Below are 16,966 nucleotides of genomic sequence, written 5' to 3'. Positions count from 1 at the left end.
CCGCGACGACCAAGACCACTGGTGGCTTTTGGTGTGTAAAGCGAGGTGACATCAAACCTCACCCGAAATCAAAATCCGGCTTTAATACGACCACCCGCATGGCGTTGAAGAACGCGCGTTTGCAGGGCTTCCGCGTTCAGGTTGTTTGGAATCTGGCAGGCCCTTAAAGAGCCAGGTTCGACAGGCCATGCCCGTAATAGGGGAAACTTCGGTCGCCTCGTTCCGAATATCGGAGCTGAGCAACGGCGACGAAGAGAAAGCCGCACTAACCCAGAATACCACAAGCACGCTAAGCACAGCCATTACAACATGCACCGCAAGGCGTGTCACGACGTTGCAATTGTGCGCCTTGTTGGGTCCTGGATCAAACAAGGGCATCACTTGCTATCGCGCTGGAAGATCCAGTCATGGTCCGGGTGGTTCTGGAACCGCCATTTGCGCACCGGCCCTGCCATGACATTGAGGTAATACATCTCATAGCCATATGGGCTGCCACATGGATGATGGCCTTTGGGCACCAGTACAACATCACCGTCTGAAACCGCCATGGTTTCATCAAGTTCGCCATCTTCGGTAAAGACCCGCTGGAATCCAAATCCCTGTCTGGGATTGAGGCGATGGTAATAGGTTTCCTCAAGATAGGTCATGTCGGGATAGTTATCCTCGTCATGACGGTGCGGCGGATAGCTTGACCAGTTGCCTTGCGGGGTAAAGACCTCGGTCACCAGAAGACTATCGGCGATGTCTTTTTCCTCCATCGCAATCGGGTGGATATATCGGGTATTCGCCCCTTTGCCACGCTCTACGAGCTCGATATTTTCGATTACGCGTGCAGGGTAATTTCCCTTCCCGGGTGCGGTACAGACGGCAAGCGTGCAATCGGTGGTCGCAACAGCTTTCCAGTTGGCATCATTGGGCGCATAGACACAGGCTGGCGGGATACGCTCAAACACGCTCATGCGTTTGCCGAGTTCACCGAAATCCTGATCATCGACAGAAATCTTTGCCTTGCCTTCAACCAAAACCAGAATGACCTCACGGTCGCCAGTTGCTTCCCGGGCAGTTTCGCCGGGTTTCAGGTGATACAACCCAAACCCGACATAACCCCAATTGGCACTATCCGTCGTGATATCGTGGACCTTCCCGGTCGTTCCATTCGGCTTTCTGAGCAGATCAGCCATCAGGCGTCTCCTTTATCCAGTCCGGTTTTCCGTGCCATGTCGCGCAGCGATTTCAGTCCCAATGACTGATATTCAAACGGATTACGAACGTTCGGATCCTGTTCTGCCTCGATCACCAGCCAGCCGGAATATCCATGGTCGGCTGCGATTTTCAGGACCGGTTCAAATGCAGCGCCCCCCTCGATATCGCCCGGGACGGTAAAGACCCCGCGCCGCACACCTTCAAGGAAGCTAAGCCCTTCTTCACGGACCTGTTTGCTAATTGTCGGGCGCACGTTTTTGCAATGGATATGGCCAACACGATCCATGTAACGCGCAGCCAGTTCTTCGGGGTCGGCACCCCCGAACCATGCATGACCGGTATCAAGCAGAAGCTTGGTTTTCGGCCCGGTATTTTTCATGAAGGCATGAATTTCATCAGCCGTTTCGACAATCGTGCCCATGTGATGGTGATAAACCAGATCAATGCCCTGATCGGCACAATAGGCGGCGATTTTTTCGACATCCGCACCGAACTTGGCCCAATGATCGGCATGGAGAACCGGGCTGTTATTAAGGGCTGCGTTATCATTGCCGTGAATGGCGTTGGACGTTTCACAGACGATGCAAACCTTGCATCCCATCGCCTTCAGAAGATCCAGATGCGGTTGAATGGCCTTTTTCTCGTCCTCGACCGAATGGGTCAGAAGATTAAGCGAATGCCAACCTGAAACGAATTTAAGGCCATGTGGCGCAAGGGCAGCTTTCAGTGCCGCTGGCTCGGTCGGCATCTTGTGGCCTTTTTCAATGCCGTCAAAGCCAATCTTTCCCGCCTCGGACAAACAGGTTTCAAGGCTGATGTCTGCGCCAAGGGTCTGGTCATCATCATTGGACCAGGCGATCGGATTGGTACCGTAAAGGATCATTATTTTAATCTCCCGGGCGCTGCTTTTTCAGCGCGGCTTCGTAATTTTTTCTGGCTTCGTTGACGCTTGGGCGAACCGATACTTCCGGCACGGCGACATCCCACCAATGACCACCGGCTTCCGTGCTTGGCAACGGATCGGTATCAATCACAATGACATAGGATCGATCAGCCTCTTTGGCGCGCACCATGGCGTCTTCAAGCTCGGTGATCGAGGATACCTTTTCGGCAATCGCCCCCATCGCACCGGCATGCGCGGCAAAATCAATTGCTGAGGGCACGACATGGCGCGCGGTATCAAGAAGGTTGTTAAAACTTTCCCCGCCGGTTGCCATCTGCAAACGGTTGATACAGCCAAAGCCCCGATTATCAAGGATCACAGTGATGATCTTGTGCCCCAGCATCACACTGGTCGCGAGCTCGGAATTCATCATCATGTAGGATCCATCCCCCACCATGACGACGACTTCGCGATCCGGGCAGGCCATCTTGACCCCTAGCCCCCCGGCGATCTCGTATCCCATGCACGAGAAACCATACTCAACGTGATAGCCATTGGGCCGGGTTGCTTTCCAAAGCTTGTGAAGTTCACCAGGAAGCCCACCGGCTGCACAAACAACAATCGCATTTTCGTCTGTGCTGCGCTGAACCGCACCAATCACCTGCGCATCAGTCGGGAGCGCATTTCCTGTTGGCGTCGCAGTGACACTATCAACCACATCCATCCAGCTTTGCTTGAGTGCCGGGTCCACCGCAACTGCGCGATAGTCAGCCAACGCATTTGTGAGCTCCGCCAACGTAATCTTGGCATCGCCAACGACGGAAATCGCGTCATGTTTGCGCGCATCATAGGCCGCCACATTGATCGAAAGAATACGACGATCAGGGTTCTTGAACAGCGCCCAGCTGCCCGTCGTGAAATCTTGAAGACGTGTGCCAACCGCAATGATCAGATCGGCGTCCTCGGCAATGGCATTGGCGCTAGTTGCCCCGGTAACGCCAATTGATCCCATATTGAGATCATCGTCCCACGGCAAGGCAGATTTCCCTGCCTGCGTTTCGGCCACCGGGATGTTGTGACGATGGGCAAAATCACGCAGATCATCACAGGCTTGGGCATAATGCACGCCACCACCGGCAATAATCAGCGGTTTTTTCGCCGATCTGATCGCGCCAATCGCGTCTTCAATCTGTTGAAGGTCCGCACGGGGACGCAGGTGTTTCCATGTCTTTGGCACAAAGAAGCTTTCTGGCCAGTCATAGGCTTCTGCCTGCACATCCTGACAAAATGCCAGGGTCACCGGCCCACAATCGGCCGGGTCTGTCAGAACCGCCATTGCGCGCGGCAATGCTGTCAGAAGCTGTTCCGGGCGGGTAATACGATCAAAGTACCGACTGACCGGTTTGAAGCAGTCATTGGCCGAAATCGTACCGTCCCCGAAATCTTCGATCTGTTGCAAAACCGGGTCCGGTGCACGATTGGCAAATACATCGCCGGGGATAAACAGAACGGGCAAGCGATTGACATGGGCCAGTGCTGCGGCCGTCACCATATTGGTCGCACCTGGCCCGATTGATGTCGTGACCGCCATGGCCCGTTTGCGATTGGATGCCTTGGCATAGGCGATCGCCGCGTGGGCCATGCTTTGTTCATTATGACCACGCCATGTTGGAAAACTGTCGCCTGCGCCATGAAGCGCCTCGCCCATTCCGGCGACGTTGCCATGACCGAAAATGGCCCAGCAGCCACCGAAAAAGCCTTCGCCGTCGTGATTGCGCTGTACGCTCAGATACCGCACCATCGCTTGGGCGGCGGTTAATCGAACGGTTTTCATGCCGCTCCTCCCGATTTTTTGCGTGCCGCGTCCCAGGTATCACAAAGGGCGCGATATTTTTGGGCCATTGCAGTAACGGCCTGATCATCGGCAATCGTACCTTGCAACCAGTCACGCGCAACATCGATAAAGATCGTGCGCCCGACAGCAAAGCCTTTGACCATGTTAAAGCGCGCCGCAACCTCGAAGCTTTCCACAAGCTCTGCTTCTGGTGCATCAAGACCAAGCACGACGATACCCCGGCAATAGGGATCATTTTGGGCAATCGCATCGCAGGCATTGCGCCATGCCGCATCCGATTTCATCGGTTCAAGCTTCCACCAATCGGGATAAACACCGATTTCATAGAAACGTCTGATCACCTTGGCCGTTGTTTTATCATCACAATCGCGAACCTTTGACGGAATAACTTCCAGAAGGAATTCCAAGCCATTGCCGCGCGCTGCATTGGCAAGCCGAATGATGGTGGCTTCCTGATCGGCCTTGGTCACATCATCATCATCGGGATGATAGAAACACAAAACCTTGACCACATGCTCCACCGGCCATTCGGCCAGTTGCGTGCCAAGATCGGGACCAATTTCCAGTTCAAGCGGACGCGACCCCGGAAGTTCAACCGGTCGCCCGATCCAAAGCCCGGTGCCGGCCGCCGCATAAAGGGCATCACGCCCCAGTCGGCGGTCGCACAGGATGCCGTATCCATCCTTGCCGCCCGAAACATTCTGGACCGCGCGCAGGCACAGTTCCTTGAACGGACCAATGCGGTCATGCGAAACGCCAACATCATCGGCTAGATCTTCAAGCTGCATCCGGTGATCAAATGCAAAAACCCGCATTTCCGGCCAACTGCCGGTACGGTTGGTTGACCAGTGGATTTGCTCCAACTCTGCATCGTTGCGCAGTTCCGGGGTTTTGATACCGCGATCAAAGAAGAACTGCAGTTCATCCCAACTCGGATAAGCCGGTGTACAGCCATGGCGCGACACCGCAAATGCGCCACAGGCATTGGCGTATTTCAGGGACGTTTCCCAGTCCGCATCGCTCAGCCAGCCTTTCAACAGGCCCGACATGAACCCGTCACCCGCCCCCAGGACATTAAACACATCAACCGTAAATCCCGGCCCTGAAATTCCGTCATCAAGGCTTTTGCCAATTTTGTCAGCAAACGCCACAGCCCCCATTGGGCCTCGTTTGCAAACCAGTGTCGCATTCGAAATCACCCGAACATTTTCAAGCGCTTCGAGCGTATCGGTCACACCACCGGCAATATGGAATTCTTCCTCAGTGCCGACGATCAGATCAAACAGATGCAGGGTTGCCTGCAATTCCTTGGTAACAGCGTCCGATGCAATGAAACGGTTTTCACCATCCCCATGCCCCGACAGCCCCCAAAGATTGGGACGGTAATCGATATCGAGTGCGGTTTTGGCGCCGGTATCACGGGCCAGTCGAACGGCCTTCAGAACAGCCGCACGGGTTTTGGGATGCGAAAGGTGCGTCCCGGTAACCGTCACACAGCGTGCACTTGCAATGAAGTCGGGATCGATATCATCCTCACACAACGCCATATCGGCACAGTTTTCCCGATAGAAAATCAACGGAAACTGCTCCTGATCGCGCACGCCCAAAAGCACAAGTGCCGTCAGGCGCTCAGGGTCGGTTATGACACCCTGAACATCAACGCCTTCGGCAACCAGCTTTTCGCGGATGAACCGCCCCATATGCTCGTCGCCAACCCGCGTGATAAGCGCAGATTTCAATCCCAGTCGCGCAGTCCCGCACGCCATATTGGTCGGGGAACCCCCGATATACTTCTTGAACGACGCCATGTCCTCAAGGCGCCCGCCAATCTGGGTGCCATAAAGGTCAACGGATGATCGTCCAATCGTAATGACATCAAGCCGCTTCATTAAATCGTCCCTCCAAGGGACCCTTCGAGTTCAGCCAGCTCCTGACCGCCCGCCATAAGGTCTTGAAGCTCTTCGGGTTTGATTTCACCACGCTTTGCCGTGCCGTGGGTCTGGCCGCGGTTCAAAACCGTAAACCTGTCGCCAACTGCCATCGCGTGGCGCACGTTGTGGGTAATGAAGATGACGCCAATTCCGGCTTTACGCACCCGATCAATGGTCGCCAGGACGTTTGACGTCTGGCGCACACCAAGTGCCGATGTCGGTTCATCAAGGATCAGGACCTTGGCACCGAAATAAACGGCACGCGCAATCGCAACTGTTTGCCGCTCCCCGCCCGACAGCGTACCAACCGCTTGTTCGGGTTCGCGCAGATTGATGCCCATGGATGCCATTTCATCCAAGGTGACCTTGTTGGCATGTTTGAAGTCGATCCATTTGAATGGACCAAAGCTTTTGCGCGGTTCGCGCCCCATCCAGAAATTGCGCGTCACAGACATCAGCGGGATCATCGCCAGATCCTGATAAACAGTCGCGATCCCGGCTTCCATCGCGTCACGCGGACTGTCGAAAACGGTCTCCTGACCACTAACCCGCATGACACCCTTGGTCGGCTTGTGTACGCCTGACATGGTCTTGATGAAGGTCGACTTGCCCGCCCCGTTATCACCCAGAAGACAGTGGCACTCGCCTTCCATCACATTAAACGAAACGCCGCCCAACGCGATTACCGGTCCGAAATGCTTTTCGATATTGTCCATTTCAATCAGTGGCGTACTCATTACCGTTCTCCCGTAATCATGCGGCGGATATAGGTATTCATGATCACAGCAAAGATCAGGATACCGCCCAGGAACACCCGGAAAAGTGAACTTTCCGCACCAGCAAAGAACAAGCCTTGCTGAACCACACCAAAGATCAAAGCCCCCAGCGCAGCACCAATGACTGAACCATAACCACCCGTCAGAAGTGCGCCGCCAATCACCACACAAATGATGGCTTCAAATTCCTTGAGCAAACCACGATCGGCTGCAGCCGATCCGAATTCCATGACCTGGCAGGTCGCGAAGACGGTTGCGCAGAATGCGGTGAACATGAACATCAGGATTTTAACGCGATTGACTGGAACGCCGACATAACGTGCGGCCTGCGCATCCCCGCCAGATGCGAAAATCCAGTTACCGAAACGTGTTTTGGTCAAAAGCCAATGACCAAAAATGATCAATGCCAGCGCCCAGATGACCAGCATCGGCAGACCTTCCACAACTGGCTGCCCGATACGGGAACCACGGGTAAAGGTCTCAATGACACCGATATCGCCAAGCCACTGGAAAAAGCCCTTGAAGATCACACCGCCAAACAGCCAGGCAAGCGGATCACCCTCGGCAACTTCCTTGACCCCGCCAATAATGGTCTGTCGGGTTGTCAGGATGGAAAGCCAGATCGTCAGACCACGCAGAATATATAAGAATGCCAGGGTAACAATGAAGCTCGGCAGGCCGGTTTTGATCACCAGAAAACCGTTCAGTGCGCCCAGTGCCGTGCATACGATGAAGGCCGCAATAATAGACAGCCAAACCGGCAGGCCCCATTGAACAGACAGAATGGCGATCACCACACCTGCAAAGCCGATCATTGAGCCGACCGAAAGATCGAATTCACCGGCAATCATCAACAGGCAGGCACCGACTGCGATGATGGCAAACTGGGCCGATACAACGCCCCAGTTCTGAATGCCTTCCGGGGAAAACATGCCGCTATCACCGGCAATCATGAAGAAGAAAACAAAGACCAGGATCGTACCGCAGATCGCGCCGAGTTCGGGCCTGATCATGGCACGGCGAATGGCTGAGACTTGCTTGAGCCGCTCGTCCGACATGGCATCACTCTTTTAACTATCAGGTGGGTACCAAGGGCGGCCTTGGGCGCGCCCTTGGCGGGAGGAAATCTTAACGGTATTCGCCGGCGTATTTTTCGACCTGCGCGATGTTGTCCTTGGTAATGAAACCAGGGCCCGAGTTGATATGCCCGGACGGCAGAACGCTATAGCGCGCATAGTTGGTCAGAATGACGACCGGAAGATAACCCTGAAGGTAAGGCTGCTGATCGATGGCAAAGTTGATTTCACCAGCCTTGATGGCCTCGGCAATCTCGGATGACAAATCAAACGTACCAAACATCATTTCACCGGCAAGACCCGCGTCACGCAGGGCTGCAAGGGTCGGATGGGCAGAGTTCGGGCCCAGTGTCAGCACAGCATCAACATCCTGATTGGAATTCAGATACGCGCTAACCTTGTTCTTTACTTCTGACGGGTCCTGACCGCTATCGATCATCTGGCTGCCAAGCTCGACACCAAGTGCGTCGGCAAAGCCACGGCAACGCTCAACAGACGCCGGGTTGGTGATGTAGTGGTTTACACAGACAAAGCTTTTCGCGCCAGCGGCGGCGGCACGTTTACCGGCACCAAATCCGGCATCATATTCCGGCTGGCCGACATGCATCAGCGCGCCAAGTTCTTCGGATTGTTCCTGCGTGCCGGAGTTGATCGTGATCACAGGGATACCCTTATCCACGGCATCAGTGATCGGCCCCTTAAGGACGTTGAAGTCTGCAATGGTAACGATGATGCCATCCGGATTGGTGGCAGCAGCCTGTTCAACAATACGCGCCATATCGGCAAGGTCACCGGTCGGCGGGTTACGATATTCGACTTCTGCACCCATCTGATCACCCGCGACCTTGATCGCGTTTTTGATCACGTTCCACCAGCTATCAGAATCCGGTGCGTGGCTGATGAGAACGAATTTTTCATTTTCTGCGGATGCGGTTGCGGACAAACCGGCAAATGCAAATGCTGCTGCCGCGATGGCAGTAAGCGCCTTTTTCATCTGTTGCCTCCCTAGTCGGCTGAAATATTGGGATTTTCCCATTGAATTTATGTCTTCTTCTGGCAGTCAGTCGTCTTTGTGCAACCTTTCTGCTTCTGGCGGCGTGGGTTGATATGACCCGTTAAAACCGTTGAATAGAATTTTTGTTCTATTTTATAGCAAAATCAACATTTTTTTTCTATTGCGCTGCAAGATAACCCTGCGTCACCGCCACAAGGCCTTGCCAAACCAGCTGAAACCGCCACTCATCCCACCCCGAACCAAAATGCGACAGGCGACAACGTCCTTGCAAATAAAGGTAGTCGCCATCGGTCGTTTTAAGTTTTCGGGACGACTCGCACGGCACAAATCCCTGATCGTCAAAAGAAGACCGGCGCAGCTGATGGGCCACGCCGGTTAATGTTCAAGCCCTGATCTGGACGCGTATAATCAGCGCAGAATTTCTTTTGCGACATCAACGCTCCGCCCCTCGCGCGCGGAAAGCGCAGCGGCCTCGGCGACGACCAGGGCATTGATACCATCCTTCAGGGTCACTGGAAGCGAGGCTCCCCCCTGCACGCCTTCAATGAAACTGTTCCATTCAATTTGATAGGCCTTGGCATAGCGTTCGAGGAAGAAATGCTCCGGCTTGGCCTTGGTTGCACCGTGCGCGGTGATTTTCTCAATCGTGTTTTCCAGAACGTTATGTGCGGCAAGCAACCCGTCCGAGCCCAAAAACTCGATACGCTGGTCATAGCCATATGCCGCACGACGGCTGTTTTTAATCACGGCCATACGCCCGCCAGAAAACTCAAGCGTGGTAACGGCAGTATCAAAGTCACCTGCCTTTCCAATTTCCGGATCGACAATGCTTGATCCGATCGCGGTAACTTTGTCGGGCAGCGCGCCATACATCCAGCAGGCCATATCAAAATCATGGATCGCCATATCGCGGAAAATCCCGCCAGAGACCTTTACATAGCTTACCGGCGGTGGTGCCGGATCAAAGGAAGTGATCGAAAGCAGCTCCCCCTTGCCGATTTCGCCTTGATCAAAGGCCGCTTTCAGATGGGCAAAGTTCGGATCAAAGCGGCGGTTAAATCCAACCATGATGGGCTGGCCGTGTGGTTCACATCGCGCAAGACAATCCAGGGCACGCTTAAGATCAAGATCAACCGGCTTCTCACACAGAACCGCCTTCCCTGCTGCTGTCGCGGCCTCCAGCAGGTCCGCGTGGGTATCGGTCGGTGTTGCGATCAACACGGCATCAATCGCCGCATCGGCAATGATGTCGTCGCTGCTACGAACTGCAGCGCCATGCATCCGCGCGAGCTTCTCGGCAGGTTCATCAAATTTGTCCGACACCGCGACCAGTTCACTTTGCGGGTGCGCGACAATATTTACCGCATGGACCTGCCCGATACGTCCAGCGCCCAGCAAACCTATTTTAAGCATTCCGATGTTCCTTCCCTTCGGCGTTCCCGCCTTGACTTACGTTGACCTTCCCGAACTACCTGCGACACGCCAGCAAGAACCTGGCAAACCAATTGGCAGATCGATGATTTCGGGATGATCACGCGGATGTCTCTCGCACCCGTTTATGCTGATACGCATATTCTGCTTGGGAATACGCTATGGAATTTTTATTCCATTATTTTTGTTTTTCAATAATTATTCTCCATCGATCAGTTTCTCGCGCTTTGCCCCGACAGAGACGGCCAAGGCAATCGCCAACGAGATTGTCGCCGAAAGTGCCCTGAACGCCCCGACATCGACTTCCGATACAGATAACATCAAGGCTTCTGTTTTGCGCATCGGCCCGCTCAGCGAATCACTGATCGCCACAACCTTGTTTCCAAGGTCATGCGCATAGGCTGCAAGATCAATCGTTTCCTGTGAATAGGGCGCAAAGGTGATCGCAATCACCACATCACCTTCGCGGATCGCGTGGCGTGGATTGAGGTTACCCACACCGTCATGCAGAACGGCGGCAATGTTCATCTTTTCAAACGCATAGGAAAGATAACTCGCGACCGGAAAGGCACGTCTGAAACCAACCACATGGATCATCGGGGCTTCAGCCAAGACATCGACCGCCTTTTCCAGCGTTTCCAGATCAACCGTTGACGCCAGATTTTCCAGCGACAACCGCCCTGCTTCGACAAACTCGGCCAGCAGGGCACTGGGGCTGTCATCCCCTGTCGCGCGCAGGTTCTCAAGCCGGGTGGCGTAGTCCGGCCATTTTTGTGCATAGGTTTCCCGAAACATTTTCTGCATTTCAGAAAATCCGGAAAATCCCATCAACTGACAGAACCGCATGAAGGCCGAGGGCTGCACGCCTGCACCGACCGATAGTTCGGCAACTGTGGAAACAGCAATGCGATCCGTATTTTGCGCAACAAACTCGGCACATTGGCGCAGCCTTTTGGGCATGGTTTCCGATATTTCAGCCAGACGGTGATTGAATTCCTCAAGCGAAACAGGTGCGGTCTGATCACTCATGGCGTTTATTCTTCCTTGTTTTGTTTCTGCTTGACGCACGGCGCGTTCCATGACCATCCATTAAATAGAACAAAAATTCTATTTTGACTAGGTGAGGAGTTCCGGCAAATGAAATCTCTTGGCATTGGCCTGATTGGCACTGGTTTCATGGGAAAGGCGCATGCGCTTGCATTTGGTGCAGCACGGGCTGTTATGGGCGATGTGCCGGAGTCTCATCTTGCGGTTTTATGTGATACGCCGGTCGAAAAAGCCAAACAGATGGCCGACCAGTTCGGCTTTGCCAAAAGTACCGCCGACTGGACATCGCTGATTTCAGATCCGGATGTCGATATCGTCTCGATCACTACACCGAATGCGTTTCACTTCGAAATGGCAATTGCCGCCATCAAGGCGGGCAAACATGTTTATTGCGAGAAACCCCTGGCTCTGACGCTGGATCAGGCGCGCGAAATGCGCGATGCCGCCGGCACAGCAGGCATCAAGACCATGGTCGGGTACAATTACATCAAAAACCCGGCATTCACACATGCCTGTCGGCTGCTTCAGGGCGGTGAAATTGGTGAGATTGTCCATTTCCGCGGCTGGGTGGACGAGGATTATCAGGCTGACCCGGCACTCCCCTGGACATGGCGGGCCAAGCTTGCCGATGCTGGTCTCGGGGCATTGGGGGATATGGGATGTCATCTGGTATCGATGGCATATGGCCTTGCCGGACCAATCGAAAGCTTGATTGCCGATATGCAAACTGTTCACACCACCCGACCTCTCCCTGATGGAACCGGGCGGGCCAAGGTCGAAAACGAGGATACGGCATCTGCCTTGGTGCGGTTCGCCAACGGCGCTCAGGGCAGCCTTTCGACATCGCGCTCCGCCTGGGGGCGAAAAAACCGGCTGGCTTGGGAAGTTCATGGCACCAAGGGTATGATCTGCTTTGATCAGGAGCGCATGAACGAGTTGCAGCTTTATCGCAATTTAGGCGACAAGGCGCAGCAGGGTTTCACCACAATTCTGACCGGCCCGGCACATCCGCCCTACGGCGAATTCTGCCCGGCACCGGGACATCAGCTTGGCTTTAACGATCTCAAGGTCATCGAAGCCGCCGCACTGCTTTGTGCGATCCGCGATGACAGTCCGGCCTACCCCGATTTCGAACACGCTTACGAATTCGAAAAGGTCATTCATGCAATCGCGAAATCCGCGACTGACGGGACAAGGGTCTCGCTGTCTGAGGTATAGCTGTCACGTGCCGCAAAAGGTGACATTCGAGATACAGCAGAATCAATTACTTGGCATTTCCGATTGCCTCAAAAAGCTGCCATTTCTCTCAAAGTACTTTTGCAGGTCTATGACTTTCTCTGCCTGAAACGGTCAAACGCTACGGCAATTACTATGAACGATCCAACAAAAGTTCCCTGCCAAAATGTGCTTATACCAAGCAAAATAAGGCTGTTGCGGATCACTTCAATCAACAATGCACCGACCACGGCACCAAACGCAGTGCCACCACCACCCGCAAGATTGGCACCGCCGATGACAGCAGCTGCAATGACGGTCAACTCCATGGCCTGACCAAGATTGGTCGTAACCCCACCGAGCCAGCCAACTTCCAGGATCCCGGTAATACCTGCCATCAGGGCTGAAAACATATAAACGCTGACTTTGATCCGCGCGACGGGAATACCGGTCAGAACCGCTGCATTTTCGTTACCGCCAATCGCGAACAAGTGCTGGCCCCAACGCAAATGTCTGAACGCGAACGCCGTCAGGCAGGCCAGAATCACCATGATGATCAATGGATGCGGAAGACCGAGGGTTGAACCACCCCCAAGCCAAAGCAAAAAGTCGTGATCCGGCCCGAACTCATAGATCATTTTGTTATCAGAAAGCACCATTGCCAGACTGCGCGCGACCGACAGCATGCCAAGCGTCACCACAAATGGCGGCATTTTCGCATAGGCAATCAGCACGCCATTAACCGCCCCCACAAGCAGCGAGACACCCAGTGCGGCAATACAACCGAGCCAAAATGGCATTCCCGCAGACATGATGACACTGACCGTCATCGCTGAGATCACCAGCGTAGAGCCAACAGAAAGGTCAATCCCGCCGGATGCAATAACCGCCGTCATGCCAAGTGCAATGATCCCGACAAACGCAAAATTGCGGGTGACATTAAACAGGTTACGCTCTGTTGCGAAACTGTCGGTAAGGATCGTCAATGCAAGGCAGGCAAAGACAGCCGCCATAAACACCCAAAAAATCTGCTGGCTTGTGATCCGCGCGATCAGCCCATGATGCTGAGAACGATTGATGACTTCAGCAAGAGTCGGCGTTGCCATATTCATTGTTCCTTTTTTAAGTCCACTCATGCGTGCTCAATCGCGCCGGTAATCAGGCCCGTAATTTCTTCTGGCGAAGACTGCGATGCTTTCTTGTCAGCAACAAGTTCGCCGCGCCTCAGGACAACAACCTTGTCTGCGACCTCAAAGACATCGGGCATTCGGTGGCTGATCAGAACAACGGCGATACCATGATCACTAAGCTGCCGGATAAGGTTGAGGACTTCCGCCACCTGCCGAACGGAGATCGCAGCCGTTGGCTCGTCCATCAAAACGATCTTGGCATCGCTCAAAAGGGTTCGTGCGATTGCAACAGCCTGACGCTGCCCTCCGGACATTTTGTGCACCAGATCACGGGGACGGGTTTCCGATTTCAATCGCGCAAACAGTTCGGCGGATTTGCTGCGCATGAAGGCATAATCCACAACCTTGATCGGACCTATCCGGCGGGTCGGCTCACGTCCCAAAAACACGTTCGACGCTGCACTCAGATTGTTGCAAATCGCCAGATCCTGATAAACGACCTCGATACCGGCTTTCTGTGCATCCAAAGGCTTGTTAAACGCCACTTTCTTATCGGATATAAGGATATCACCCGACGTCGGGGCAAAGTTCCCCGCAATCACCTTGACCAAGGTGGATTTTCCCGCCCCGTTATCGCCCATAAGTCCGACAACTTCGCCCGGCGCAATGGCAAGTGACACGCTATCAAGTGCCTGTATGGCGCCATAACGTTTGGATATGTTTTTAAGTTCAAGCACATTCATGAACACCCCCCATATCTGCCGATCCACCTAATGTGGTAACAAGCAGACGGTTTTCTTTTGTGGTTTATGGCTTTTGCAGCAAGCCCAGCGCCCTTTCGGTGTTTTTTCTGGTGCGATAGGCTGCAAATTGCTGATCTGCCAGAACACCCAGTAAAATCACAGCGCCCATCACTGCGAAATTCAGCGAAGATGGAATGCCCAGCAAATTCACCAGGTTCTGCAGTTCTTGTAGCAACACAGCCCCAAGAACGATCCCGATCACGGAACCTTCGCCACCGCGCAAGGAACACCCGCCCAAAACAGCGGCTGCAATCGCATACAGCTCGTAAAAGTTACCGTGCGAAGACGGCTGGACGGACTTGGTGAACATTGCGAAATATATCGCCGCAATTGATGCGAGCACGGCACAGATCACATATGCCATCACCGTGACGAAACGGGTGTTTATCCCCGAAAAGCGTGCGGCTTCCTCGTTCTTGCCGACCGCGCAAAGATGACGACCAAAAACTGTGTGATGCAATACAACCCACATCACCGCCGCTACAATCAGCATCGCGACGAACGAGTGCGGAACGCCGAAACTCCGACCGATTGTAAGCCATTCAAGCTGAGGATAACTGGAACCAAAAGGAAAGCCTGCCGTTGATTCCGCTGTGTATCCACGTGCGATGCCGCGATAAATCAAAAGCCCGCACAAGGTAACGACAAATGGCTGAAGCCTAAATCGTGTAATCAGGATACCGTGCGCCAGCCCGATCAGGACACCAAGGCCAATGATGATCGCCACGGCCAATGGCCAGGGAACACCGAACTTACCGACCATGTCGACAAATAACACACCAAGCAGTGCGATCACCGATCCGACGGAAAGATCAATACCGCCAGTCATGATGACAAACCCTTGCCCAATGGCAAACAGGCCAAACAGGCCGATCAGATTTGCGGTATTGCCCAGGTTGATGGGCGACAGAAAAAGCGGGTTACGCATATAAACAATTGCGCCAACCACGATAATCAGAATGCCAAGACCGATATCTTTTTTTTGCATTTCTCAGGCCTCTTCCAGCACTTTACCGACGGCGAGATTGAGCACATTGCTCTCGGAAAAGCGAAAACGCGGTAATTCCCCAGTAATCAGCCCGTCTTTCATCACGACAATCCTGTCTGAAACCCCGATTACCTCTTCCATATCGCTCGATATCATCATCACCCCTACTCCGCGATCGGCCAGCGATCGCATCAATCCATAAATCTCGGCTTTCGCACCGACATCGATCCCCCGGGTCGGCTCATCGAAAATGATGACTTTGGGATCCATGGACAGCCACTTTGCCAGAACGACTTTTTGCTGGTTTCCACCAGACATCTCATTTGCTGCCCGGCGAACATCATGTGTCTTGATCGCCAACGCACTGCGCTGGGATTCCGCCACAGCAATCTGACGTTTCTGGGAAACAAGTCCACGTGATGTGTATGCCGGCAAATTGGCCATCGTGACATTTTCCAATGTCGGAAATTCAAGGATCAACCCGGCACGCTTGCGGTCTTCGGGCACAAGATAAAGCCCTGCTGCGATGGCATCGGCCGGGCTATGGATCTCGGTCTTTCTGCCATCAATCAGAATGTCCCCGCCAAGCTTGTCACCAACACCAAAGATCGCCTCGGCCAAGTCTGTACGCCCTGCCCCGATCAAACCCGCAACGCCAAGGATTTCGCCCGCCATCACATCAAAGCTTGCCGTGCGATCAGGTTTGCTTTTGATCGCAAAGTTTTTGACAGAAAGAACGGGTTTGGTGGCCGGCACCGAAGGTGGTGTGTAAAGAGCCTTGAGCTCTCGTCCGATCATCATGCGGATCATCGCGTCATGCGTAACGGCCTGACGCTCAAGCACCCCGACATTGTGACCATCGCGCAGGACAACCGCACGGTCGACACATTCCTCCACCTCGCTCAGGCGATGTGAAATATAGATGACGGCAATCCCTTGCGCCTTAAGGTCAGCAATGACCTTAAGCAGCATGTTGGTCTCAGAAAGTGTGAGACTTGATGTCGGCTCATCCATGATGACCAACCGCGCATTCATCGACAACGCCTTGGCGATTTCCAGCAACTGGCACTCCGCCAAGGATAATGTGGAAACCGGTGTATCTGGCTTGAACGGCGCGCCAACACGCTCGATCAGCGGCTCCGCCATTTTATTCATGGCTTTGCGATCAGTCAGCCGCAAAGGCCCACGTACCAGTTCCCGGCCAAGGAAGATGTTTGCGGAAACATCCATGTTATCGAAAACATTCAGTTCCTGATGGACGAACGCAATCCCTGCTTGTTGGGACTGTTTGACGTCAAAGGCGTCATACTGCTGTCCATCAAGAATAATTTTCCCGGATGTCGGGGCGATCAGCCCGCCGAGAATCTTCATCAGGGTCGATTTTCCGGCCCCGTTTTCACCAAGAAGTCCAACAACTTCGCCAGCTTTGATCTGCAATGAAACATCATTAAGGGCCACCACACAGGGATAAACCTTGGTGACGCCTTCAAGTCGCAGATCAAGCCCATGCACTGCACTCATATACTCGGCTCCCCAATGTCCATTCGACATCGTTGGAAAGGTGCGAGCAGGCGCACTCGCAGATTTCACACGCCCGCTCGCTAGGCAGGGGG

Annotated in this window: 14 protein-coding genes; 1 reads left to right on the top strand and 13 read right to left on the bottom strand. The window is 53.8% G+C overall.

Annotation, left to right across the window (positions count from 1 at the left end; translation table 11 throughout):
- Positions 1-377 precede the first annotated feature (377 nt).
- The 9 genes from iolB to WBY09_RS05845 form a co-directional block, all read right to left on the bottom strand.
- A complete protein-coding gene (iolB, locus tag WBY09_RS05885) occupies positions 378-1,181 on the bottom strand; it encodes a 5-deoxy-glucuronate isomerase (RefSeq protein ID WP_197145653.1) in 804 nt (267 codons plus the stop codon).
- Positions 1,181-2,086 (bottom strand): myo-inosose-2 dehydratase, encoded by a 906-nt coding sequence (gene iolE, locus WBY09_RS05880; RefSeq protein ID WP_197145655.1) that lies wholly within the window; start codon positions 2,084-2,086, stop codon positions 1,181-1,183. The genes iolB and iolE overlap by 1 nt, the downstream gene beginning before the upstream one ends.
- Positions 2,087-2,090: 4 nt before the next feature.
- A complete protein-coding gene (gene iolD, locus WBY09_RS05875; RefSeq protein ID WP_197145657.1) occupies positions 2,091-3,920 on the bottom strand; it encodes a 3D-(3,5/4)-trihydroxycyclohexane-1,2-dione acylhydrolase (decyclizing) in 1,830 nt (609 codons plus the stop codon).
- A complete protein-coding gene (locus WBY09_RS05870) occupies positions 3,917-5,830 on the bottom strand; it encodes a bifunctional 5-dehydro-2-deoxygluconokinase/5-dehydro-2-deoxyphosphogluconate aldolase (protein WP_336232244.1) in 1,914 nt (637 codons plus the stop codon). Before WBY09_RS05870 ends, iolD begins: the two co-directional genes overlap by 4 nt.
- Positions 5,830-6,609 (bottom strand): ATP-binding cassette domain-containing protein, encoded by a 780-nt coding sequence (locus WBY09_RS05865; RefSeq protein WP_063088785.1) that lies wholly within the window; start codon positions 6,607-6,609, stop codon positions 5,830-5,832. The genes WBY09_RS05870 and WBY09_RS05865 overlap by 1 nt, the downstream gene beginning before the upstream one ends.
- Positions 6,609-7,706, bottom strand: coding sequence for an ABC transporter permease (locus WBY09_RS05860; protein ID WP_197145661.1), 1,098 nt, complete (start codon positions 7,704-7,706; stop codon positions 6,609-6,611). The genes WBY09_RS05865 and WBY09_RS05860 overlap by 1 nt, the downstream gene beginning before the upstream one ends.
- A 70-nt stretch (positions 7,707-7,776) precedes the next feature.
- Positions 7,777-8,718 (bottom strand): sugar ABC transporter substrate-binding protein, encoded by a 942-nt coding sequence (locus WBY09_RS05855; RefSeq protein ID WP_336232242.1) that lies wholly within the window; start codon positions 8,716-8,718, stop codon positions 7,777-7,779.
- A gap of 429 nt (positions 8,719-9,147) precedes the next feature.
- Complete coding sequence (gene iolG, locus WBY09_RS05850; protein WP_336232240.1) at positions 9,148-10,152, bottom strand: inositol 2-dehydrogenase; 1,005 nt, start codon at positions 10,150-10,152, stop codon at positions 9,148-9,150.
- A 216-nt stretch (positions 10,153-10,368) separates the two neighbouring features.
- The gene (locus WBY09_RS05845; RefSeq protein ID WP_336232239.1) at positions 10,369-11,199 is read right to left on the bottom strand and encodes a MurR/RpiR family transcriptional regulator; all 831 of its coding nucleotides are present in this window, start codon (positions 11,197-11,199) and stop codon (positions 10,369-10,371) included.
- Between the two features lie 108 nt (positions 11,200-11,307).
- Here WBY09_RS05845 and WBY09_RS05840 point away from each other — a divergent pair, with 108 nt between their 5' ends.
- Positions 11,308-12,435 carry a Gfo/Idh/MocA family protein gene (locus WBY09_RS05840; protein ID WP_336232238.1) on the top strand — a complete coding sequence of 376 codons (1,128 nt, stop codon included), beginning with the start codon at positions 11,308-11,310 and terminating at the stop codon, positions 12,433-12,435.
- A 107-nt stretch (positions 12,436-12,542) separates the two neighbouring features.
- Here the strand turns inward: WBY09_RS05840 and WBY09_RS05835 are convergent, their stop codons facing one another.
- The 4 genes from WBY09_RS05835 to WBY09_RS05820 all read right to left on the bottom strand — a co-directional run bounded on the left by WBY09_RS05835 (position 12,543) and on the right by WBY09_RS05820 (position 16,874).
- On the bottom strand, positions 12,543-13,538 hold the full coding sequence (locus WBY09_RS05835) for an ABC transporter permease (protein ID WP_286791957.1): 996 nt from the start codon (positions 13,536-13,538) through the stop codon (positions 12,543-12,545).
- Between the two features lie 26 nt (positions 13,539-13,564).
- Positions 13,565-14,305, bottom strand: a complete 741-nt coding sequence (locus WBY09_RS05830; protein ID WP_114103823.1) for an ATP-binding cassette domain-containing protein — start codon at positions 14,303-14,305, stop codon at positions 13,565-13,567.
- Positions 14,306-14,369: 64 nt separating this feature from the next.
- Entirely contained in the window at positions 14,370-15,353 is a 984-nt protein-coding gene (locus WBY09_RS05825) for an ABC transporter permease (protein WP_064779640.1), read from the bottom strand.
- Positions 15,354-15,356: 3 nt separating this feature from the next.
- Positions 15,357-16,874: a sugar ABC transporter ATP-binding protein gene (locus tag WBY09_RS05820; protein WP_336232234.1), complete on the bottom strand. Its 1,518-nt coding sequence runs from the start codon at positions 16,872-16,874 to the stop codon at positions 15,357-15,359.
- Positions 16,875-16,966 lie beyond the last annotated feature (92 nt).

It is taken from the genome of Thalassospira sp. CH_XMU1458 (genome assembly GCF_037027205.1).
In the GTDB taxonomy this organism is placed as follows: domain Bacteria; phylum Pseudomonadota; class Alphaproteobacteria; order Rhodospirillales; family Thalassospiraceae; genus Thalassospira; species Thalassospira tepidiphila.
Note: the sequence above shows the minus strand (reverse complement) of the source record. Positions and strands in the feature narration are given on the sequence as shown.